This window comes from Vibrio stylophorae (assembly GCF_921293875.1).
In the GTDB taxonomy this organism is placed as follows: Bacteria; Pseudomonadota; Gammaproteobacteria; order Enterobacterales; family Vibrionaceae; genus Vibrio_A; species Vibrio_A stylophorae.
In genome coordinates, this window is record NZ_CAKLDI010000001.1 from 1,583,027 (window position 1) to 1,606,960 (window position 23,934).

18 protein-coding genes and 1 tRNA gene are annotated in these 23,934 nt (G+C 47.8%); 5 read left to right on the forward strand and 14 right to left on the reverse strand.

The annotated features are described in order from the left end of the window. Window positions 1-32: 32 nt before the first annotated feature. Both gadC and L9P36_RS07270 read left to right on the forward strand, forming a co-directional pair. Window positions 33-1,475 (forward strand): glutamine/gamma-aminobutyrate antiporter GadC, encoded by a 1,443-nt coding sequence (gene gadC / locus L9P36_RS07265; protein ID WP_237466047.1) that lies wholly within the window; start codon window positions 33-35, stop codon window positions 1,473-1,475. A 61-nt stretch (window positions 1,476-1,536) separates the two neighbouring features. Continuing rightward, window positions 1,537-2,964, forward strand: coding sequence for an amino acid permease (locus L9P36_RS07270; protein ID WP_237466048.1), 1,428 nt, complete (start codon window positions 1,537-1,539; stop codon window positions 2,962-2,964). 306 nt (window positions 2,965-3,270) lie between these two features. On the opposite strand, the gene L9P36_RS07275 is transcribed toward L9P36_RS07270, so the two are convergent. Beyond that, window positions 3,271-3,361: transfer RNA gene (locus L9P36_RS07275), tRNA-Ser, on the reverse strand. A 266-nt stretch (window positions 3,362-3,627) separates the two neighbouring features. On the opposite strand from L9P36_RS07275, the gene L9P36_RS07280 reads away from it, so the two are divergent. Next, window positions 3,628-5,694 (forward strand): adhesion domain-containing protein, encoded by a 2,067-nt coding sequence (locus L9P36_RS07280; protein WP_237466049.1) that lies wholly within the window; start codon window positions 3,628-3,630, stop codon window positions 5,692-5,694. 145 nt (window positions 5,695-5,839) lie between these two features. On the opposite strand, the gene queE is transcribed toward L9P36_RS07280, so the two are convergent. The 8 genes from queE to L9P36_RS07320 all read right to left on the reverse strand — a co-directional run bounded on the left by queE (window position 5,840) and on the right by L9P36_RS07320 (window position 12,689). Then, window positions 5,840-6,541 carry a 7-carboxy-7-deazaguanine synthase QueE gene (queE, locus tag L9P36_RS07285; protein ID WP_237466050.1) on the reverse strand — a complete coding sequence of 234 codons (702 nt, stop codon included), beginning with the start codon at window positions 6,539-6,541 and terminating at the stop codon, window positions 5,840-5,842. Then, window positions 6,538-6,897: a 6-pyruvoyl trahydropterin synthase family protein gene (locus L9P36_RS07290; RefSeq protein ID WP_237466051.1), complete on the reverse strand. Its 360-nt coding sequence runs from the start codon at window positions 6,895-6,897 to the stop codon at window positions 6,538-6,540. Before L9P36_RS07290 ends, queE begins: the two co-directional genes overlap by 4 nt. Window positions 6,898-7,235: 338 nt before the next feature. After that, window positions 7,236-9,065 (reverse strand): ABC transporter ATP-binding protein, encoded by a 1,830-nt coding sequence (locus L9P36_RS07295; RefSeq protein ID WP_237466052.1) that lies wholly within the window; start codon window positions 9,063-9,065, stop codon window positions 7,236-7,238. A 51-nt stretch (window positions 9,066-9,116) separates the two neighbouring features. Beyond that, on the reverse strand, window positions 9,117-9,743 hold the full coding sequence (locus L9P36_RS07300) for a LysE family translocator (protein ID WP_237466053.1): 627 nt from the start codon (window positions 9,741-9,743) through the stop codon (window positions 9,117-9,119). Between the two features lie 132 nt (window positions 9,744-9,875). Continuing rightward, complete coding sequence (locus L9P36_RS07305) at window positions 9,876-10,862, reverse strand: MBL fold metallo-hydrolase (protein WP_237466054.1); 987 nt, start codon at window positions 10,860-10,862, stop codon at window positions 9,876-9,878. A 30-nt stretch (window positions 10,863-10,892) separates the two neighbouring features. Then, window positions 10,893-11,393, reverse strand: a complete 501-nt coding sequence (locus tag L9P36_RS07310) for a hypothetical protein (protein WP_237466055.1) — start codon at window positions 11,391-11,393, stop codon at window positions 10,893-10,895. Between the two features lie 112 nt (window positions 11,394-11,505). Then, window positions 11,506-11,952, reverse strand: a complete 447-nt coding sequence (locus L9P36_RS07315; protein ID WP_237466056.1) for a GNAT family N-acetyltransferase — start codon at window positions 11,950-11,952, stop codon at window positions 11,506-11,508. Window positions 11,953-12,209: 257 nt separating this feature from the next. Then, on the reverse strand, window positions 12,210-12,689 hold the full coding sequence (locus tag L9P36_RS07320) for a hypothetical protein (RefSeq protein ID WP_237466057.1): 480 nt from the start codon (window positions 12,687-12,689) through the stop codon (window positions 12,210-12,212). A gap of 160 nt (window positions 12,690-12,849) precedes the next feature. Between L9P36_RS07320 and L9P36_RS07325 the strand changes: the two genes are divergently transcribed. Both L9P36_RS07325 and arsB read left to right on the forward strand, forming a co-directional pair. Continuing rightward, on the forward strand, window positions 12,850-13,230 hold the full coding sequence (locus tag L9P36_RS07325; RefSeq protein WP_237466058.1) for an ArsR/SmtB family transcription factor: 381 nt from the start codon (window positions 12,850-12,852) through the stop codon (window positions 13,228-13,230). A 163-nt stretch (window positions 13,231-13,393) separates the two neighbouring features. Next, on the forward strand, window positions 13,394-14,488 hold the full coding sequence (gene arsB / locus L9P36_RS07330; protein WP_290368681.1) for an ACR3 family arsenite efflux transporter: 1,095 nt from the start codon (window positions 13,394-13,396) through the stop codon (window positions 14,486-14,488). Window positions 14,489-14,602: 114 nt separating this feature from the next. On the opposite strand, the gene L9P36_RS07335 is transcribed toward arsB, so the two are convergent. From L9P36_RS07335 to mukF, 5 genes are all read right to left on the reverse strand, one after another. Next, entirely contained in the window at window positions 14,603-15,259 is a 657-nt protein-coding gene (locus L9P36_RS07335) for a hypothetical protein (protein ID WP_237466059.1), read from the reverse strand. Between the two features lie 139 nt (window positions 15,260-15,398). Next, window positions 15,399-17,087: a hypothetical protein gene (locus tag L9P36_RS07340; RefSeq protein ID WP_237466060.1), complete on the reverse strand. Its 1,689-nt coding sequence runs from the start codon at window positions 17,085-17,087 to the stop codon at window positions 15,399-15,401. 228 nt (window positions 17,088-17,315) lie between these two features. Continuing rightward, entirely contained in the window at window positions 17,316-21,872 is a 4,557-nt protein-coding gene (gene mukB, locus L9P36_RS07345; protein ID WP_435532769.1) for a chromosome partition protein MukB, read from the reverse strand. After that, complete coding sequence (gene mukE, locus L9P36_RS07350; RefSeq protein ID WP_237466062.1) at window positions 21,872-22,618, reverse strand: chromosome partition protein MukE; 747 nt, start codon at window positions 22,616-22,618, stop codon at window positions 21,872-21,874. Before mukE ends, mukB begins: the two co-directional genes overlap by 1 nt. Next, complete coding sequence (gene mukF / locus L9P36_RS07355) at window positions 22,599-23,921, reverse strand: chromosome partition protein MukF (protein ID WP_237466063.1); 1,323 nt, start codon at window positions 23,919-23,921, stop codon at window positions 22,599-22,601. The genes mukE and mukF overlap by 20 nt, the downstream gene beginning before the upstream one ends. Window positions 23,922-23,934 lie beyond the last annotated feature (13 nt).

Sequence of the window (23,934 nt, forward strand, 5' to 3'; positions counted from 1 at the left end):
TACGCTTAATATGATTATTTATGGGGTTACCTATGTCTAATGATAATTCGACTAATAAAGGCACATTAAAAGCAAAACTGACAATCACCACGCTTGCGATTATGAATATCACAACCGTGGTCAGTCTCCGTGGTTTATCATCTGAAGCTGAATATGGCACAACGGCTGCGTTCTATTATATTTTCGCAGCGCTTGTTTTCTTAATTCCCGTTGCCCTTTGTGCCGCTGAACTAGCCACTGGCTGGCCACAAAAAGGCGGGGTGTTTAACTGGATAAGTCAGGCATTTGGCCACCGACTCGGCTTTCTTGCCATCTATCTTCAATGGCTCGCCACCACCATTTGGTTTCCAACCGTACTGATCTTTGCTGGGGTCTCTTTGGCATTTATTGGCCCTGATCAAACATTTGACCAAGCTTTAGCTGCAAACCGATTCTACAGCGGTATCGTCGTTTTGGTTGTCTACTGGTTCGCGACATTTATCAGCCTAAAAGGGGTGAAAACCGCCTCTAAAATCAGCTCCACTGCGGGGCTTATTGGGACCATTATTCCGGGTATCTTGCTCGTTACCTTGGCGGCACTTTATATCGCCAATGGCAACCCAGTTCATTTTGATTTTTCAATGCGAAACTTCTTCCCTGATTTCACGAATTTTGACAACTTAGTGCTCGCCGCAAGCATCTTTCTTTTCTTTGCCGGGATGGAAATCAATGCGGTGCACGTCAGTGAAGTTGAAAACCCCTCTCGTGGTTACCCACTGGCGATTATTTACGCCACGATATTCACTGTGATTATCTTTATCTTTGGGACACTATCCATCGCAACCATTATTCCTAAGAGCGATATCAACCTAGTTCAAAGCTTATTGATTGCATATGATAAATTATTTGCGCACTTTGGCTTAGGTTGGTTAGGTAATATCACAGCTGCGGCTATCGCACTTGGGGTTTTAGGGCAAATCATTGCCATTATTTCAGGTCCATCTGCCGGTATTTTGCGCGTCGGTCAAAAAGGTTATTTGCCTTTATCTTTGCAAAAAGTGAATGCCAATGGCGTACAAAAAAATATCTTGATGTGTCAGGGCGCAATTGTGACAGCCTTGGTCATTATTATGACTGTGCTACCTTCAGTGCAGGCGGCCTATCAAATGATTAGCCAGCTGGCTGTTATTTTATACCTTGGCATGTACATCATGCTGTTCCTATCCGTCATTTATCTTCGCTACAAAGAGCCTAATACACCAAGACCTTACAAATTACCGGGCGGTAAAGTGGGCCTTTGGTTAATTGCAGGGACGGGCCTTATCGGTTCCATTCTCGCTTTCGTATTAAGTTTTATTCCACCATCACAAATCTCCACAGGCTCACCATCAACCTATGTTGGGATATTGGTTGCAGGCACCCTCATCTTCACGGTGATCCCATTCATTATTTATGCGTGTCGAAAACCAAGCTGGGATACAGCAATGGATGATTAACAGATAGTGAGGCGATGGCATGGCGATATAAGCCATGCCATCGATATTAAGGTGAGTGAATATGAGTACGACAACCTCAAAAAAAACAAATAATATCGCCAATATCAGTGTTCTGACGTTTGCGGTGATGAATATCACCACGGTTTTAAGTACACGGGGATTGGCACCAGAGGCGGAATATGGCCTGACATCGATATTTTACTATCTCTTTGCAGCCGTTTGTTTTTTAGTCCCCGTCTCCTTAGTCGCGGCAGAGCTCGCGACCGGGTGGCCACAAAAAGGTGGTGTATTCAATTGGATTGGCGCTGCATTTGGTAAGCGAATGGGTTTCGTTGCCATCTATCTACAGTGGCTGGCAACGACCATCTGTTTCCCAACCATGCTGATTTTTATTGCGGTATCCATTGCCTTTATTGATAAAAATCATGCCCAAGCCATTGCGGCCAACAAGTACTACATCCTTTCTGTGGTTCTTGGCATCTATTGGTTCGCAACTTACACCACATCAAAAGGGATCAAATCTGCGGCTAAAATAAGTGCTGCGGCCGGTATTATTGGCACCATCATTCCACTGCTGATTCTATTTATCAGTGGTCTGATTTATGTCTTTTGCCGTGACAGCGTTGACTTCCCTATTGCAGAAAATCAACTGGTTCCAGATTTTCATCAATTCCATAATCTTGTACTGGCCTCAAGCGTCTTTCTTTTCTACTCAGGGATGGAAATTAACGCCGTTCACGTCCAGCAAATGGATAACCCTTCCAAAAACTACCCCAAAGCAATTGCCATTGCTTCAAGTTTGACCGTGGTATTTTTAGTGCTGGGTACCTTGCTCATTAGCGCCATTGTTCCGCACAACAAAATTAACCTCGTCGAAAGTTTATTTATCACTTACGACACTGTATTTAACTACTTCCATATGCCTTGGATGAGTCAGGTCATCACCGCAGCCATCGCTATCGGGGTATTTGGGCAAATTACTGTGATTGTGGCTGGCCCATCAACTGGGCTTTTTCAGGTGGGACAGGAAGGCTATTTACCCAAAGCACTGCAGAAAAGCAATGGTAACGGCGTGCAAATGCCCATCCTTTATGTACAAGGGCTGATTGTTACGGTGCTATCTTTCGTATTGGTTGTCTTACCATCAGTTCAATCAGCATTTCAGATATTAGGACAATTGGCATCCATTCTTTATCTGATCATGTACTTAATGCTATTTTCTGGTGCGATTTACTTACGATATAAATCACCGGAAGTCGACCGTCCTTACAAAATACCTTTTGGCAATGTTGGTATTTGGTTTGTTGGGTTACTTGGCTTATTTTCTAGCTTTTTGGCACTTAGCTTAAGCTTTGTTCCCCCCTCACAAATCAATACAGGGAGTGCCTCTTCCTATATCACGATGCTGATTATCTTAACCTTGGTCTTTTTGTTGATTCCTTTGGTGATATACCACAATCGTAAAAATACCTGGCTACCGGCAAAATAGCTGATGTTGACGCCAATTCCTATGAGTTGGCATCAACTGAAAAGGGATAGAAGCTAACGCCCACACGTCAAAAAAACGTGTCTCAAAAGCAAAAGGCCGCTATTTATACAGCGGCCTTTTTCAATGTGGCAAGAGAGTGTGAATTGATTCGATTGCTGCGCCCTCGCCTTCTGACCAACAAGCAATGCCGACGTTGTCTCGCTTGACTCAGCAGAACTCTGACGAAGATTCACCCTGTCTTCAAGGAAGATTTCATTACACCGAAATGCAAAAAAGCCGCTGTAAAAACAGCGGCTTTTTCAAATTTGGCGGAGAGATAGGGATTTGAACCCTAGGTGGGCTATAAACCCACGCCGGTTTTCAAGACCGGTGCTTTAAACCACTCAGCCATCTCTCCGAGAACGAGGCGCATCATACTGAGCGCCCCAAACCTTGTAAAGGGTAATTTCAAAAAAATCATCTAACTGATTGCAAATTCAGCAATTCCATCAAATTTTGTGCACTGAGCCTGAGTCCATGACACTGATGTTGCAAGTTGCCTGACAGGATCCCTTGCTCAAGGTAAAATTCGGCCATTGCTTTGCTTGATTTTTGATCCAAGCTTTTTAATATCTCAAACTCATATTCAGTTTGCTTTCACATCGAAATAGGCATTTTAAGCTGATGACATATCGCTCTATTTTATTATCACTCTCATTACTCCTAGGCTCGACCTATGCGTATGCTGAACAGGTGTGTGATATTCAACCGGCGCCTCTTGGTGACGCATCAACACCGTGGAAACAGCTCGCACAAAGCTGTGATATTGGCCAAGGCTTATGGGGCCGTGAGCCCAAAAGCCACCGAGGCTCGTTTTGGCTACAATGCGGTTATGGCCAAGCGCTGCCCAATCCGAAAGTGCATGAAATGTTGCACCGCCTCTATCCGGATAACACCTTTATTATTCAAGATACGCAAAATAACTATCGCTGCTTGATTGGTCCTTTCACCACCTATGATTACGCCGCCAAGGGCAAAGAAGCCTTGGATAAAATGGGCATTAAAACTTTTATTCGTGAAGTGGCTAAATTTGCCCTCACACTGCGCGCCCCTAAGGGTATGGCGCATATAGCGTCCATTGGCCCAGTCCTTGAACTGGATAAATCATCACTACGCCCACTTTGGCAAGACCAAGTGGAACGTTTAGCCAATGTTGAGCTTTTTCAGGAAGAAAACTCCCCAAAGTCGGATGATGCGGTCGCAACTTTGATGGCCTTGCCTACGCAAATTGATGCGCCATTGGCGCCCGCATCACTGCCTGACTCCCTTCGCAAGGATGCAACTGTTGCGACAGCCGCACCGACCACGGCTGCCGTGGCAACAACGCAAGCACCTCAAACACAAAAGCTCACGCCACCAGCCCCCAGTGAAATAAAAGAGGCTGATGCGAAAGCCCCTGAAACAAAAGACACGAGGACAAAGAGCACGAAAGCAAAAAATACAGAAGAAAAAAGCGCTGTGGCCACAGCGACAAATATCAAAAACAATGCTCCAGAAGATAAAACGGCGCAAAAGACTGAAACCGAAAACGAAGCCCATGTAGAAAGCGAAGCGCAACTCGTCACCAATGCGCCCAAAGGCGCAGAACAATCACCATCGCCTGCACCGCTACCAACCGCGAGCGGCAGCTTACTGGCACTTGATCAACAGCAAGCCAAACTCAAACAAAAAGAAAGCGGCCAATCTGCAGATAGTGCCGAATTTGAAAAATCAGAAGGCATTGCCCTGATTCTTGCGCCGCCGCCACGCACTCAAGCACACAAACAAGAGAACATAGAAAACGCAGCGCAAGGCACAACCACAGTCACCACGGCAGCCATTAACGCGGCAGCAACGATGGCAACTAAAACGGCATCAAGGGTCGCCACATCAACCCTTGCTGTGCCTGTCGCCCCTACCGCAGCAGCACTGGTACAAAAAAGCGCCAAAGTTACAGATGGTCCATCTACTGCGCAAATCACGCAAAGCACTGAAGTCGCCGCAGAAGTAACCGTGAATGCTGTTGATGGCGCAGCTATGCCAACCCTCACTTTAAGTGAAGATGGCGTGAGCACAGAAACGAAGACCACCCCAGATAGTTACACCGTACTGAGCGGCGATCTCAAATTTGCTAAGGATAAAGCGCCCATTGATCTTGCGCCGCCAACACCTGAGCCAGAGCCAAAATCAGAGGCGGAGCTTGCCGCTGACCAAAAAGGGATCACCCTACTCGATGAAGCGGCCAATTATCATGACACCGGCATTATCGAGCTCAGCAAGCCCAAACCAACGCCAAAACAGGCCAATGGCAAACCCAATACTGAAAAGCGCAACATCATGGGTAGCATGATCTACGAGTTTTCGCTTAACAATGTCGATTACTTTATGCCACTGACCATTCAATCGCAGGAGCAATTACCGCCGCAGTTTTTAAAAGAACATGATCGCTACTGGTCACGCTTGGATTATCAATCAGCGAAACATTGGTGCAAAACGCAAAATATGCGCTTACCCAATATTGAGGAACTCACGGATCTAGCAGCGCAGGGCGAAGGATTTTTAGAACAAAAACGCTGGCCTAGTCGCATTAGCTTTTGGACTGAACAGGAAAGTGACGATGGTGAAACCATTGAAACCGTGAGCCTGCGAAATGGTAAGGTCGCGCGCTATCATAGCGAGGCGCTGCTCTATACCACGTGTATAAAAGAGTAATGGCTGCATTAACTCTCTCAACATCTCACTGTTAACGTATAAAAAAAGCCTGCATCATTGCAGGCTTTTTGATGATTGAGTTCGCAGCCACACCAAAGTTATCACCACCATAGGCGGTGGTTTAGGGATGACAATGAAAGTCATTCTAAACGCCTTGCTGATTACCCCAAAGGTAGACATGAAGCTGCGGTAGCACGCGCACCTCATACCATCCTCTTGTCATCACTTGTTCAGTGAGCCAGCGCATCCGCTCAGAAAGCTGCTCTAAACTCACCTCGCCTTTGATTTGATGATTGCAAGGCTGCAGTACCATGGCGAGCTGCGGATATTGCGCGCGCATTTCACCCGCCCAATCTAAATCACGCTCATCGCTGACCACAATTTTAAGGCCGATTTGCGTATGCTCAGCATGCGCAGCATCAAGGCAAGCTTGAAAGCGCTTGGTATCAAAACGCATCTTTGAAGATGGCGCTTTGGGACTTAAGGTCAGCACATCCAATTTGGCAAACCAAGGTTGCGCCACACTGCCTTGGGTTTCCATGGCAAAGCGATAACCCAACTGATGCCCTAAATCAATAAGCGACTCCAGCGGTTGCAGCGCAGGATTGCCGCCAGATAAAGTGATCAACATCGGCTGAAAATGGCTGAGCTGCTGCACTTTCGCCATCACATCACTGGCCGAGGTAAGCGGCCAAGTGTGCTTAAGCTTGCGATCCACGGCGTGCAGGGTATCGCACCAATCACAGAGAAAATCACAACCGCCGGTGCGAACAAAAATCGTTGGCACACCAATACCGGCCCCTTCCCCTTGAATGGTGGGCCCGAAAATTTCAGAAATGGCAATCATGATGGACGGTATTCAGCCCAGGTTTTCGGGGTTTCCGACACGCTAACCGCCGATACTTCAGGCCAGCGTGCATGCGCCCAGTCATAAAGGTGCTTGGCTAAACGCTCCGCGGTGGTATTGTCCTGACCCAACACATCATTGAGATGGCGATGATCTAAGTTATCATCAATATAGGCTTTAAAATCAGACAGTTCACGATAGTCTCGCACAAAGCCGGTGCTATTCAATGTGTCTGAAGCCAGCTCCACAATCACTTCATAATTGTGACCGTGTAGGCGCGTACAAGGGTGATCATCGGCAAGGCCGAACAATTGGTGAGATGCCGAAAAGGCAAAGGATTTGCGAATACGAAACAAAAAGAATCCTTAACAGAGCATTGCTCTGGGGTGTTTTTAACCTGGTGCTACGACAGGGAATCACAACCATCGTGATTCGCCTGAGAAACTACCCAACCCAAGGACAAATGTAAAGTCGCAATGCACTTCGTCTCATATTCATCCTGTTAGCACGCCGATACAGCCAGCGCAAATAAGCTACCCCATCAAGGTGTTAAACGACATGTTCCTATACTCAACGCCAGCCAATAGATAAAACAGACAGGAAATAAACAAGCGTATATAAGAGACGCATAAAAAAGCCCGCATGCTGCGGGCTTTGACTCAAAAGCGCTGATTCGAGTAATAGCCAATTGGACTTAATCTATCCCTAAAAAACCACCGGTTTGATGCTGCCACAGCTGTGCATAAATGCCGCCTGCAGCAATCAGCTCTTGGTGACTGCCCTGCTCAATGATTTGGCCTTGGTCGAGCACAATCAAGCGATCCATGGCTGCGATGGTAGACAAACGGTGGGCAATGGCGATCACGGTTTTGCCTTCCATCAGCTGGTAAAGACTCTCTTGAATCGCCGCTTCCACTTCGGAGTCCAAAGCTGAGGTGGCTTCATCCAACAGCAAAATCGGCGCGTCTTTCAACAATACGCGAGCAATGGCAATTCGCTGGCGCTGACCACCTGAAAGCTTCACCCCGCGCTCACCCACCTGCGCATCCAATCCCACATTGCCATGGGGATCGGTGAGGCCCGCAATAAATTGGTCTGCCTGCGCTTGCTGTAATGCCGCCATCAAATCTTCTTCTGAAGCATTAGGGCGACCATACAAAATATTATCGCGAATGGAGCGATGTAGCAGTGAGGTATCTTGCGTCACCATACCAATATTGGCACGCAGCGAGTCTTGCGTCACATCGCGAATATCTTGACCATCAATCAAAATACGTCCGGTCTCGACATCATAAAAGCGCATCAACAGATTCACTAAAGTCGATTTGCCCGCCCCTGAGCGTCCCACCAGCCCCACTTTCTCGCCAGGTTGAATATTTAAATCAAGCTGACTTAAGACCGGGTGATCTTCGCCATAATGAAAGTTAATTTGATCAAAATGAATTGCACCAGCACTCACATCAAGCGCTTTGGCATCGGCTTTGTCTTCAATCACAATGGGTTTTGCTAGCGTGGCTGCGCCATCAACCACGGTGCCGATATTTTCAAACAGCATGCTCACTTCCCACATGATCCACTGCGACATACCGTTCAAACGCAATGCCAAAGTCACCGCAATGGCAATCGCACCCACAGAAATCAAACTGCCAGTCCAAAGCCAAATCGATACAGCCGCGATGATAAATACCAGCAAGTAGTTATTAAATTGCACGCCCAAGTTGATGCCCGTGACCAAACGCATCTGCTTGTGCACTGTGGTAAGAAATTCGGCCATGCCCTCTTTGGCATAGGCTTCTTCACGATCGGTATGGGCAAAAAGTTTCACCGTTGAGATATTGGTGTAACTGTCAACAATGCGACCCGTCATGACAGAGCGCGCATCCGCTTGCTCTGTTGCCACGCGTTTGAGTTTGGGTACGAAGTAGATTTGTAGCGCGATATAGATAGAAAGCCAAAGCAACATTGGCAGCATCAACTTATAGTCAGCTTGCGCAATCAGCACCAGCATCGCCGTAAAATACACCATGACATAAACCAACACATCGAGCAGTTTCATCACGGTTTCACGCACGGCGAGCGCCGTTTGCATCACCTTGGTGGCCACACGGCCAGCAAAATCATCTTGATAAAATGACACGCTTTGTTTGAGCAAAAATCGATGCGCTAACCAACGAATCGACATCGGATAGTTGCCCAACAGTGATTGATGCACGATCAATGAGTGAATCAGCACCAAGCCTGGCATCACCACAAGCACCATGAGACTCATACCAATTAATTTGGATTTTTCCTGATCGACGAAGGTTTCCGGATTACTTGCCACCAACCAGTCAACCAATTGGCCCATAAAGCCCATCAACCACACTTCTAAAATGGCAAGGGTCGCGGTAATCAGCGACATCAAAATTAAAGGCACCTCAAAACCGCGCGTATAGTGACGGCAAAATGCATACAGCCCCTGTGGCGGCTGTATAACTTCATCGTCAGGCAATGGTTTTGTCCAATTTTCAAACCATTTCAACATGGTTGACTCCTATTTGGTCGCAGGGGAATATCATCGATTAATGGCGCGACTCTAATTGAATAAAATTTTGAAATAAAGCCTGATTTGCTCAACAAATACTGGGGCAATTGACAACAATAGCAAGAGCGCCATGATCCAGTTAAATAGACGCTGCGCTTTCCAGTTGGATAACCAACGTTTGAGATACACACCGCCCACCAGCCAAAGACCCACACTGCCCAAAGCAGCAAAGACAAAGATGGCACTGATCAGCAGCACCTGATAAATAAAATAATCATTCGACGTGGTGTATGCGGAAATAGCCCCCACGGCCACTACCCATGCTTTCGGATTGACCCATTGAAAGGCGGCCGCTTGCACAAAATTCAGCGGTTTTGCCGTGCTCACATCCAAGCGCGTTGGCGCAGCAGTGGCGACCCGATAAGCCAAATAGACGAGATACACAATGCCTAGGGCTTGAATCAAGCTGTGTAGCCATGGCCAAAGTTCAAAGATGGCATGAAAGCCCATACCCACAGCAATCAGCATCATGGGGAAGCCCAAACTAATCCCCCATAGGTGCGGTAGACTTCGGCGAAAACCAAAGTTTAGACCTGAGCTTAAAATCATAATATTGTTGGGGCCGGGGGTAATCGAGGTGGCGATGGCAAACAGTATCACCGCGACAAATTCAAACATAGCGCTTCCCTGCGTTGTGCTGTTTTATCTTTTGATGTGATTTCAATTGACCATAAATTCAGCATTTGCTCAAGATAAAATAAAAACGCCGCATCATCACACGCGGCGTTTATTTGATGCGTTTTCTTTCATCTATTTTGACGCGATGCGTTTTGCATCTGCCACTCGAACCATTTGACCGCTGCGATTTAAGTGATAACAGGCAAAATCTTCGGCAAGAAATAAGGTTCCCGCATAAGCCATGCGCGCTTCAGACTCAATATCCGAAATCGTGGCACCGGGTTTGCCATGCGTGTGATAACGCGAGCTAAAATGGGTGAGTAATAAATTAGGGATTTGGGCACATTCAGCAAAACGGGCAATGTTTAGCGCGCTTGAGTGCATGGGGCCTTGTCCAACCTTATCCGCAACAGCTTGGGTATAGGTGGCTTCATGGACCAATGCATCGGCATATTGAGCCATTTGATGCAGTAAGTTTGGCGCTGCGTTATCACCGCAAAGCATGATTTTTTGCCCTCGCGCGGCAGGTCGTAAATAATCTTCCGCACGATATGGCGGGACATCATAGCCCTTTTGCAGCTGACTCCAGATGGGCCCCGTGGGCACAGCGTCCGCTTTGAGCTTTTCAATATTGAGCTTGCGATCGCGCGGTTGGAGCGAAAAACCAAAGCCATAACTGGGTACCCGATGGGCCAGCGCTACCACATCCAGCACAAAATCATGGCTACGATAATTCTGCTGGCTTTGCTCTAAGCAAGCGACATCGAGCCAGTGCATCTCAAAGGAAAGGTGGAGCTCAGTCAGCGCAGCGCTTTGCTCAAACCAAAGCTGAATTGCCTGCGGCGCAATGATGGTCAGCGGCAGCGTTCGCCCCGCCATAGCGGCACTTGCCAATAGACCCAGTAAGCCATAGCAATGATCGCCATGCACATGGGTGATACACACAAGTTCAAGCTGCGATAGTGAAAGCGATGTATGCAAAATCTGATGCTGCGTCCCTTCACCGCAATCCACCAAGCACCAATTTTTATTGCCATAACGGCGCAGCGCCATGGCTGATACATTGCGATGTTTGGTTGGCGTACCCGCGCTGGTACCCAGCATGATCAACTCAATCATCGCTGACTCCTTGGTTTTATTGGATTGGCTTTATTGGATCCGCTTTAGATAGCGCGCGCAATCCAAATTGGTTGAGAAATGATTAAAACTAAAGCCTCTTTGGCCATAGTACAAACGATCATTCTCAATCGCTGCAGTAATAAATTGCACCGACATTGATGACTCACCCTGACTACGAGACTCAAGCTGCACAATCCCTGACCATTGATAGTGCCCCGTTAATGCCGGCTTGCCCACGATGGCATAACGCTCCATTTGCGATACCAAAGCGGACTTCGTTGCGACCTCACGACAGAGCGGATCTTGATATTTTCGCACTGTGCTGAGCATGATGCCGCGCTCTATGTTTAATTCAACAACTTGGTAGACATTAGGCGTCTCATCGACGCGACACTCTGAGATCCAGCGACCTTCTAGCGGCGATAGTGCTTTATTTTCAAGTGCATCGACTTGTGCCAAACAGGAAAAAGCAAACACAGCGCTAAAGCCAAGCACTGCGCCATAACATAATCGAGAAACAACTGATTTCATAAAAACTTGAGGCGTTTTGCCTAGCATGTTGACTCAGCAAACTCACCCATTACCCTAAAAACAAAAACGACTGACTTAAACCAAGCCAGTCGTTTGATCAAAAAATTAAAATTTAAAGCGCGTGATGCGCCATTACCCAGCGCGCTTGCCCTGGGCCAAAATAATCTTGCTCTTCGCCTACTTTAAAAAAGCCAAGGCGCTGATAAAGATGACAAGCTGGTGCATTTTCAGGATCCACCGTCAGGCGAATTTGCTGATAGTTCAGACGCACCATCGCTTGCTGCAACAAAGCGCGGCCAATCCCTTCACCCTGCACACTATCATCCACCGCCAAAGACAGGACCCACCCTAGGCCAGCGTGCTCACTGTTTGCCAGCACAATGTAACCCAAAATCCCCTGCGGTGAGCGGCAGACTAAAAACCCCTCAGACCAGCAGTCAAAAGCTTGGCGAAAGAAAAAATCAGGATAGCTGTGATGACCAAACAGTTTGTGCTCAAGCTCAGCAACAGCAGCTAATTCATGTTTTTCAATCGGACGAATTAAGCGGGGATGGCTCATGGATCCTTGCTCACAAAAAAGTTAGAAATAAGCCTCAATATGATCGCATAAATTGAACCTTGAACAAGTCTCAGCCACCGCCTTATGCGCCTCTTTTACCAAGGCTTGAGCGCGATCACGAAATTACCGCACAATCGACTATTTCCTCATCACTTGTCTATTTCATCAACCAACGCGTGATCAATCAGTCCGTTACCTAAATTGGCTATTTGGTTAACGAACTATCTCATCAAGTAACACAGCTGACCGTATTTGTTTTACCGACAGCGCCAACTGTCTTGATAAATACTTTGTAGCTCAAGATCAACAGCAAATTGAACATCCAGTGTTTGTCTTGAATCAGCTTTTGAAAGCTTGGTTTGGCAATCCCAGTGCTCAATCACTGTCGCTTGCTTTGTTTCCTGCTCAGCCGTTGGCTTGTGGTAAAGCACAGGGGCACAATCCAGCGCCAGCGTATTGCGATGCGTCAAAGCATTCGGCTCAAAGCTCGCTAGCCAAGGTTTTAAATCCGCCACCTCGCATAGTGCAGATTCGCGCTGGGTAGACTGCGCCATCTGCTGCCAAAACAAAATTTGTACTTGCGTAAGCTGCGCAGCACTTAAGGTTTGCGCCTTTGCTGCTGATACTGGTGCTAATACTGATTGGGACTCGCTTTGTGCTATCTCGCTTTGTGCAATAGATACGGCACTGAATAAACATCCGACGACCAGCGTCAAACATGCTGCGGATTGATTCATCTCTTTTTCATCCTTAAAAAATTCGCTCTTATCCTTTGAGCAAAAAATGCATCATATACAAAAGGTTACCAATCAGATAGCGAAATGCATCTGAAATTTCACTTGTATCTATGTAACCCGCGCCCTATTATCATCGCAATTCGACGATTGACTATATTTAATGAAGATGCAAAATACTGAGCTTGATTGCCAACCTTGTTCGCTACCACAGCCATCGGCAGCACACAAAGTACAGATTCAACAACTGGCAGAAACTGCCAAAGCCTTGTCTCATCCAGCTCGCGTGCAAATTTTGACCCATCTATTGGCACTGCACCAAGCGGGCGGCTGTTTAAATAGCGATTTGGTGGGACAACTCGGCTTGGCGCAATCAACGGTATCTGAGCACCTGCGAATCCTTAAAAAAGCGGGCCTGATTGAAGCAACACCCATGCCGCCACGCACGTGCTATCGCCTCGCACCGCAAGCACTCGTCGAATTTCAGCAATTGTTTGCCGCACTTTTTGCGCTCAAACCAAACAGCAAGCCAAACTGCAAGTAAAGTACGACACTTTTTTTGAGCAAAGCACGGGCTTTGCTTTTTATTGACAACAAACATCGTTATTCGACGATTAACGAATTATAACTACCAAATAACAGATGCCGAATAACAGATGCTGAATACAGAAAATGATGCAGCCGCATCCCAACATTGGAGAGCCCAAATGAATACAGCCTCTGCTACGAAAGTGGCCACGCCGATGCCCAAACTCGGTTGGCTCGATCGCTACCTTACCCTTTGGATTGCCCTTGCCATGATCCTTGGCGTCAGCATTGGTGCACTTTGGCCACAAGTGGCCGATTGGCAAGAGTCCATGACCATCGGCAGCACCAATATACCCCTGGCCATTGGCTTGATTTTGATGATGTACCCGCCCCTTGCCAAAGTAGACTATCGCTTACTGCCCAAAATCCGTCACGACAAACAAGCCATTATTCTCTCGCTGGTGATGAACTGGTTAGTGGGGCCGATTTTGATGTTTGTGCTGGCGCTGATGTTTCTCGGCTCTCACCCCGGCTATATGGCAGGCGTGATCCTCATTGGCTTAGCGCGCTGCATCGCCATGGTCTTGGTTTGGAACGATCTCGCTGATGGTGACCGCGAATATGGCGCGGCGCTAGTTGCGCTCAATAGCCTCTTTCAGATTGCCACATACAGTTTTATGGCTTGGCTGTTTATCTCCGTACTTCCGGAAAAACTGGGTTATGCCAGTACCGAGATTGACATCAGCATGGGGCAAATCACTGAAAGCGTGTTGATCTATCTTGGCATTCCATTTGCTGCGGGCTTTTTAAGCCGCACCCTACTTTGCAAATTCAAAGGACAAACTTGGTATCAGCAACAGTTTTTACCGCGCATTGCACCCATCACCCTGATTGCGCTACTGGCGACCATTGTGCTGATGTTTAGTCTTAAAGGTCAGATGATTCTCACCCTTCCTTTGGATATGCTGCGCATCGCGCTGCCGCTCGGCATCTATTTCGTACTGATGTTTAGTGCAAGCTACCTGATTGGGCGAAAACTCAACATTGCGCCAAATAAGAATACTGCCATCGCCTTTACCGCCACGGGCAATAACTTTGAACTTGCCATTGCTGTGGCCATTGCGATCTTTGGCCTGCATTCAGACCAAGCCTTTGCAGGGGTTATTGGTCCGCTCATTGAAGTGCCAGTATTAATTGCGCTTGTCCATGTAGCTCGCCGCTGGCAGCAGCAAGACAAACAAGCGACTCAACAAACAGCGGCTCAAACCGAGTGATAAACACCCGAGCGAAAAAGAAACGAATAATTCAATGAAAATGCGGCTAGTGCCGCTTTTTTGATCGATATGGAAGAGAGAAAAAACTCGAAGAACGAGAGCAACGAAAAGAGGTTAAACCCCTAAAATCCAATCTAAGCTCAGCCAAGTGATTGCCATCAGCACCGCCGTGGTTGCCAAGGTCATCACCAATACCGCTGCGGTGGTTTTCAGCCAGCCTTGCAGCCCTTTGGCATGAAAACTCCAACCCACCAATCGCACCAGATGAACGATCCAAGCCAGTACTGCCACCACAGTAAAATAACCGAGCATGGTTGGGAAAATGGAGTAACGTAGCCAAGGGTTCGCCATATAAAGCAGCATCAAAGCCGCCAGTGTGATGAGTAAGGGCAAAGACCAAGCCAGCGCAAAACGCATTTTAGCTGCTGAAACCGCATAGCCAAATCGCCGACCACTGAGCGCGAGAAAATAGCCGGCAAAATAGAGCCAAGCCACCAGCAATACCCCCAAGAACGCTGCAAAAGCAAAACTTTGCAGTGCGATTTTTAATAAGTTTGCTTGTACCAAAGGATTAATAAAGAGCGGCGCGGTGATCACCAAACCAAATAAACCGCCCAATAAACAGGCGAGAAATCGCGCGCTACTTTCACCTTGAGCTCCTTGCGAAAAAGCCGCTTTGCCCGTCGCTGTATCAACAAACTCACCCTGCTCCCACTGGCGAATGGTACTCACTGGGCGCGTTAACATCGCCCACCATAATCTCGGTGTCATTCTCCCCTCCTAGGCTGATTACACTTCCCATAACATACCCACTTTTTTGTCATCCAGCGAGTTTAGCGTCGATTTATTGCGCATTTCATAAGCAGTAAAAAAGCGCCATAAAGGCGCTTTTTTATGTCTTCGATACGGCTCACTTTAGTAGGATCACCGTAGAGTAACTATCTGATGTTGCTATAATTCCATCTGAATAGTGTTTTTGGCTATAGAGTACAGCTGGAAGCGCATCCATTGAGTTGGACCATTGGCCTACAAGTCCCCCCGTCGCCAAATTGAACTGTCGCATTTCATGTCTATCAAGCCCAACACCGCGAGATGTCGAATAATGGGTCACTGTTGATGAATCAAGCCCTATACGCCATAAACCTTCATAGAATTGTCCCAGATATGTCACTGCACCATTGCGATAAAAATAATGGTAATCATTTGAAACAAGAGAATTATCCGTATCCAGCCTAATAATGTAACTATGACCCGTTAACCAAGTGATTTTCATATCATCTTGGGTAATGCCCAGACCATCACCAACCTCAGATACTTTGTTTTCAACGGCGGACAAAATGTCAGCTCTGCTAGGCGCAGCATGTAAAGTCTTGCCGCCACTAGAATCAAGAATGACGATATTTGCATGAGTCTCATCGTAGTATGCAATTTCGCCTTCTAAATGCTCTTGATTTGCATAGGTGTCATAGCTCGGATAATGAGGGAACACAAATTTTTGACCATTTTTTATAGCGCCTCGCTCCCCTAATGCAATGGTACTTGATGCTGTGTATTTCAATTCACTTGGCTTTGGCTCTACTAACATGAAAGACTTATCAAAGTACTGCACTATCTTGTTTTGAGATAAATTAAACAACCCTAAATAAGGCCCATCAATAAACCATTCAAGGTCATCTGCTTCATTTGAGTTATCAAGCGTGGCGGACTCATTTTTAATTTGACCTGTGTTTATATCTAGCGTAATAAATTTTGATGAATCGCAATTCGCCACTAATACAACATCATCCCATTTTTGGGTATAACAGGGATGAAACCCTTGGCTAGGCTCAATTGAGTCAACATAATCAAGGGATGAAAAATCTTTTTGCTCCCAAGCCACAGTTAATCCCGACACATTATATGCCACACCATACACTTCATCGATTGTGCTTTCCTGCAGACGACCCGTTTCATCTATCACAATAATCATGTCAGAAAGAAGCTTGGGATCAACCTGTTGTAAATACTCAGCAATTCGTCTTGATTTTTCAGATAAGTTACTAATTTCTGAAGTATCACTTGTCGGCTCTACAGGTAACAAGTGTTGAATCGAGCGAGCTAAAGCATGAGCAAAAACTGACCCTTGCGCAATATAGTCTTGAGAAATATCATCTACGCTGACATTTAATTCGCTTGCTAGGTCCGCCAGTGACATATTTTTTATTTTCGCAAGTGTTGAAAATGGAGTAACAGTAAAATGACCCTGTTCCGCAATCATCACTTTGTTGTAATTGACTGCACCTTGAATGTCGCTATCCGTTGTTTGCCCCGCGATCACTTTAACAATCGTATCAAATTGTCCATCAGCTGCGTCTACCCAAATTTTCCCATTTTCATCTGTTAAACCGAGATATTCATTGCTGTCAGCAATACGATCGCCATTGCGGTCAATATAGACTTGCGCCGCACCCAAATAACCATCAATCACTATATATTGATTCTGTTTCACTGAAGGTGTGCTATCAGAACCACTATCACCGCCACCACATCCATACAGTGCAGCAAGTAAAGCTGCGGCTATTATTCTTTTTTCCATTTTGAACTTAATCCTTTGGTTCATAAAACACGTAAATCCTTTCAGGGGCGTAGTGCCAGAATCATTTCCATTTAGCGGTCAATTTTATCAATTCAAATATCTATTTGTTTAAGATGTCCTAAATCTTATAAAGCGCAGCTCAATCTCTTATGCACTGCATAACTTATCTACATCACAAAATTAGAGAAGTTCGATATTTTGATAATAAAAAAGCGCCATAAAGGCGCTTTTTACGTGCAACAAAATCTCTGCTTAGGATTCACTCGCGGTGAGTGCTTCACTGCTCTGAGCTTGTGAACTCGAATCAGTTTGGTTATCCGCTTGTGTCGTCTGTTGCGTGGCATCAAGCGCGGCTTGCTCAGATGGCAAACTTGGCGCGGCCACATCAGCAAAGCCTTTAAGACCCACGACGTGCACATGTTCGCGCTCACCGATGATCTTACGCATCAGCTTGTAGGTGGTACCTTTCTCTGGGCTGATATTTTCAGGTGCCGCGATCAAAAGCTGCATATCCAAACGCTCACAAAGTTCAAACAATGTAGCGATGGAGCGTGCATCCAAACGCGCGGCCTCATCCAAGAAGAGCAAGCGACATGGCACAATATCTTTAGCGCGTAGTCGGCGTGATTCCTCTTCCCAGCTTTGTACCACCATCAGCAAAATAGCTTGGCCGGTACCAATGGCTTCACCAGTAGATAGCGCGCCACTTTCCGCTTGTAGCCAACCATCACTACCACGATTAACCTCGATGGAGAGATCAAGATAGTTACGATAATCCAGCAGCGCTTCACCCAGAACCTGCGCACTTTTTTGACCCACATCGATATGCGGATTGAGGCGCTGGAACAGTTTGGCAATGGCTTCTGAGAAAGTCAGACGCTGATTACCAAAGAGATCTTGGTGCTGACGATGATGCTCAGAAAGCGCAGTCAGTAACAATAAATGGCTATCGCGCACTTTCACATTCAAACGCACACCATTGACCTGACCAAAGCCAATGCGTTGCAACCCTTGGTTGAGCTGACGAATTCGGTTTTGTTCACGCACAATGGTTTGGCGAATGATATTGGCCACGCTTTCCGCGCTGATCGCCAAGCGCACTTCACGCTGGCTCAACTCTTCAGTCAAACGCGCCAGCTCCACTTCCATCTCCTCGATGGCTTCCACTGGATCGTCCGAGCGAATAATGTCGTGACGAATACGATCTTTCAGATGCTGGTACACGGCGATGTAGAACAGCACTTTACGCTCAGGGCGCGCCATATCTTCCGAGTGACGCAGCGCATCGCGCAGGGTTTCGTTATCAGCCACGGCAAGGCGAAGTGCACCAAGGGCTTTATCTGAGCGAGAGCGAAGCTCTTCGGCGCTCATGTATGCAAATTCGCGGCGCTGCAAACGGCGATCCACATCGCTGTCTTTGGCTACGCGCATCACGGCGCTCCAGTTCGATTTCACAGAAACCCCTTGGCCGCGCAAAATGCGGTACTCTTTCATCGCACGTTGGTGCAATTTACCTTGGCTGCGCACTTCAAGCTCGGCAGCAGTCATCGCTTTTTCAAGCGCGCTGCGCGTACGACGGCTGGTTGCTAGCTGACTGGTTAAGGTTTCGACCGCAATTTTTGCTTCTTGCTCAGTTAAGGCATCAGCGCGAACACCTAGCATTTGGATATCACGAACGAACTCATCAATGGTGTCTTTTTTCGCTTGGTGAGCACTGCGCAGCGCCGCCATCACTTGATTGGCATCACTGAGTTTTTGCTGCACCAATTTCAAATCAGCACGGCACTGATGACGCGTTTTATCCGCCTCAGCCCATTTTAGTTTGAGCTGTTTATCAAGATCGCTACTTTGCGCCACCATGGCTTCTGCATCGTGATATTGGAAGTGCGCACGGCGCTCATCCACTTCACTGAGGGCAAATAGCTGCGATTTAAGCTGCTGCAGCGCGCGATCCAGTTTCTCAACCTGCGCTTCTAGGCTTGATTGCAACTGCGGATCAAAAGCCAAGGCTGCCATTTGCTCATTGAGCGCTTGGAAGACCTTGCCATAGCGATTAAAGAAGGCGTGGGCATCTTGACGCGCTTGCCACTGGCGCTGACTTTGCGCGAGATAATCGGCGCGATCATGGGCTTCAAGGTGATCCACCATTTGGCCAAGCTCGGCAAGCTGCTTCATCGACAAACGATGCGCTTGTAGCTGCTGACGCTGGGTATTGGCTTGCTGATTCAGCTCAGCCAAACGGCTATCACAATCATTCATTTGCTTGCGCAAGACGCGCATGCGTGGCTCTGGATCTGGCGTAAATGCCAAATTTAAGTGCGTGGCAACAAAATCGCTAACATGGTGGTGCAGACGCTGCCATTTTTGCGCATCAAAGGCCCAAATCGCATGTTGCTCTATGCAGGCTTCACGTTGCTCGCGCAGCAATTCAAGCTGCTGTTCACGCGCTGCGCGGCCAAAGAGCGGAATCTCAGGATAGCGAGAATAACGCAGCTGACGATTGTTTAAGCGTACGCAAACTGCGTTGCGAAGCTCTTCAGCGCTAAAGCTGCTGTCATCAAAAGCGTTGGCATCGCCTTCAATCAAGTAAAGATCGTCAGGACAATCACTCAGCTCTTCAAGAATCGGTTTGATCTGCTCGATATCACGCACCACCACCGCATGACGGGCTGGACCATACATGGCGCTAAAATAAGGCGCATCATCAATTGAGATATCTTCATAGATTTCACTGAGCAGTTGGCCACCCAACTGCTCGGCGATTTTTTGCAAACCGCTGTCATCACTACCGCCTGGCTGCGCCAAACGAATGATATCGCTTTCAAGCTGCTGCTTTTGCGCAGCTAATGTATCGCGCTTGCTGACAGCATCACGCTCGTAATCCAGCACATGCTGCATCGCACCCATCACGCTTGCCGCATCACAAAGATCGGTGGTAAAGGCAAGACGCGGATCAGCTAGTTGTTGCGTTAGAATTTCCAGCGCATCGTTAGCCGCCACCCATGCAGGCGCTTGCTGCTGCAGACTTTGCAGCTCCACTTGCGCTTGTCGATGCAACTCTTGCTCGTGCGAGCGTTTGTCACTGAGCTCATCCAGCCAAGTGGTGAGCTCTTCAATTTGCGCTTCAAGCACGGTTTGCGCTTCAATCAAGCTTGCTTCATCACTGATATCCACACCATGACGCGCAAGATAGCTTTGACGCAATTGCTGCGCTTGCTGGTACTGCTGATAAGCGCGCTCCAGTGAGCGGTGCTGCGCATCTAAGGCATCAGCATTGAGCAAACGTGCTTGGTGCTCACGACCCGATTCAAGCCATGATTTTGCATAGTCTTGTGCTTGCTCACGCGTGATCTCAGCGTCTAATTGCAACACCAACTGATAGGCTGCATCAAACTGAGCACTGCCCGCTTGTATCAGTTCAAGCTGATGTTTTTGCTCAAGCAAAGATTGCGTATCTTGTTGCTGCTGCTGGCGTAAACGGCTCAGTAGCGGACCCACATCTTCTAAACGAATCGCGCGGCCCATATGCGCCGTGGCTTGCTCAAGCGCTTCATTGGCTTGCTTATATTGCAGCGCGCGGGTTTGCTGGGCATTGAGCGCTTGCTGATAATCAGCCAGCTGACGCTGCAAGCTGTCCACTTCGCTTTCAGCACTTTCAAGCGCCATTTCGCGATCGACAAGAGACTCCTGCGCCTCTTCCACCACCATGGTTTGCTCTTCTAAGCGCTCTGAAAGCTCAAATAGATCTTCTTGGTAGCGATCCACTTTTTGCTGCTGCGCATAGGCGCTTTGCACGCGCTGATAATGGCTGTGCGCATTATCCAGCGCGACTTCAAGCTCCTCTTCCGTCGCTTGCTCTTGCTTGGACTGAATCGACAACTCATTCAGTTTGTGCTGCTCATGGTTCAAGCGATAAGCCGCTTCATTGGCGCGGCGACGCTCTTTCAGCACGCCATCAATGCGCTGCTGACGCTCATTGACATGGCGCATATAGTCCGCCGCCACATAATCGGTGGCTTGACGAAGCAAATGTTTGAATAAATCGCGGTCTGCTTGCGTAACCTTAATCGCTTCAAGGGTTAAGCGGTTTTCACGCAGCGCCGCTTCCATATCTTGGAAGGCTTTTTTCACGCCACTGTTATGCGGCAATAGATAGTCACGCAATGAGCGCGTAATGGTGCTGGAGATACCGCCGTATAGCGATGCTTCAATCAGACGGTAATACTTGCCACGATCGCTTTGGTTGCGCAGTTTCTTCGCCAGCACACCCATCTCAAACATTTGGTTGTGATAATCGGTGATCGCATTAAAAGCTTTAAACTGCAAACCATGGAAATCGCTGACAAAATCACGCATCTCTTCATAGGGACGCACGCGGGCGCTACCGCCCACTTTGGGCTCAATAAAGATTTCGCTCACCAGCAAATCTTCAGGCAGGTCTTGCAACATAAAGGCCTTGATGTCGACTTTCTTGTCGCGACCCGCCACTTGTTGCAATTTCACGGCAAAAACCAAGCGCTGCTGGCGTGAGTTCATCACCTCCAGCGCAGCATAACAGGTGCCCGGCTTAAGCTTACCGTATAAACCTTTGTCGCGGGATGCGTTGGCGCTACCCGCTTCGGTGGTGTTACGAAAATGCAGTAGGTTTTGGTCCGGAATCAAGGCGGTAACAAAGGAAGCCATCGCGGTAGATTTACCGGCGCCGTTACCACCAGAGAAGGTGGTCACTAGTTCATCAAGATCAAAGGTTCGGGCAAAAAAACCGTTCCAGTTGATCATCGTGAGCGATAAAAATTTACCTCGCTCCATCATAGGGATGTCTCCGAATCCTGTGCTGTGTCATGCAATGGCGCATGGTCCATTGATGTGCGGTCTGATGACTCAAATGCGGCTTGTTTAAGCTCAGCTTCACGCGCGGCAGAGACTGAGATCTCGCCATCACTGAGCAAGCGACGCTGCGCTTCCAGTGGGTCTTCACCACTGCGAACATCAGCGCCAAAGCGGAACACCGCTTCACTGATGCGAAATTTATCGCTATCGGCGATTGGCAAAATCATGCCAATACGGCGCAAGCGGCGCAGAGAAACGCGCATTTTTTCATGCAGCTTATCGCGGTCGACATCTGAGCCAGTCGCACGCAGGGTCACCATGCGCATCAACTGACCGGTATCCACCAAGGTGAGCAGCTCTTCAAAGACATCTTGCGGCGCAAATTGGCCTTCTTGGGCCAAGCGCTCAGGACTCAAATAGAGGTAACACAACACTTTACCAATGAGCATATCGAGCTCGGAGAGCACGCTTCGACCAATCAAAGTGGTTGAACGCGGGCGCAGATAGAAAAAGTGCTCAGGGGCGCGCACCAACTCAACGTTGTAGCGCAAATAAAATTGACTCAGTGGTGCTTCAAATTCCACAAGGTAAGCGTGATTGTCCATATCATCGCTGCCGATATGACGACCGGCACGTAAGGCGCTATCTAGCGCTGGAAACAGCGGATTGGCAATGGCTTTGGCCATCGCTTCTGGCATGTAGGTCTCAATAGTTATCGATGACATTTGCTTGTACCTTCGCACCATAATGACTAATAACGTGCCATTTCGGTTGCACTGCATCAAGCTCAGCTTGTGAGTAACCCAGTTGCAATGCTTGGTCGACCACTACGCGGGCAAGGTCGAAATGGCGTGCGCGTGGATGGGCATCCAAATATTCGCGCAGAACGCAGGTCAAATCGATGGGATCGCCTGCTTGTTTAAATCGCGTCAGATGCTCGCCAATCACGGCTTGCAACTGCTCTTGAACCTGATCCAGCTCTTCATATTCCATAGGCAAAGGCGCATCACCAGTGACATCTTGATTGCGCAGCACCAAGGCTTCATCGCGCATATCCATCAAGCGTTCGTCACGGGCATAAGTCAAATGCCAAGGGTTATCTAAGTAGCCGCGAATGGACTCGCGCAAGCGTTGGCTAAAGGCGCGGTTTTTATCCATATCGATGGCGGTTCGAATAAATTTATGGACGTGGCGGTCATAACCCATCCATAGATCAATGGCCTGCTGGCCCCAGCTGACGATACGATCGAGCTTGGTTTGCAGATCAAACACCAGCTCATCGACAAACAGCAGCTCATCTTCGCCATACACCAAAGTCTGAATATGTTGCAGCTCGGTTTGCAGCTGATCGGCAACCGTTTGCAAGGTATCTTGCAGTTCGCGCAAGGTATTCGAGGTTTCACTCAGCAACTGCTCACAACTCATAATGGCACTGTGCCAATCTTGATTGAGTAGTGAGGCGACATCTTTTTTTATCAACTGCTGATGTTCATCCATCACGCGTTGGTTCAAATCGATGCGATCAAAGAGATCCGAGACTGAGTGTTGCAAAACAGGGTGAACCTGATGCAACCAATCTTCAAAACATTGCGCTTCGCTCGCCGCTTTCGCCGCTTTGCTGACCTCTTCTGCCACCAATGCTAAAAGCACAGATAGTTTGACCGAGGTAAATTCGCGCTGCTTGGCATAATAATCTGCAATGCCAAGACCCAAGGGGGTTAAGCGGTAAATACTGCAGCCCTCATCACCTTGTTCGTAAAAACGCGTCAGCAGATGTTGGCGCACCAATTCGTTAATGGCATTGTTCGCGCGCAGGGCAAGGGTTTCTTCGACTTGGGCGAAATGGGTGCTGACCATGGCAAAGGTGTCCACCAGCTCCCCTTCTCCCAACTCTTGTTGGTGTTGGCCATCATTGACCAAATAAACAGCAAGTAAAAAGGCCAGCCGCTCGTTGTTTAGGGTTAACGCTAAATCTTGCGTTTTCACCCACTGCACAAGCTCTGGCACAGTTTGGGTTTGTTCGCGCATGAACCGTCCTAAT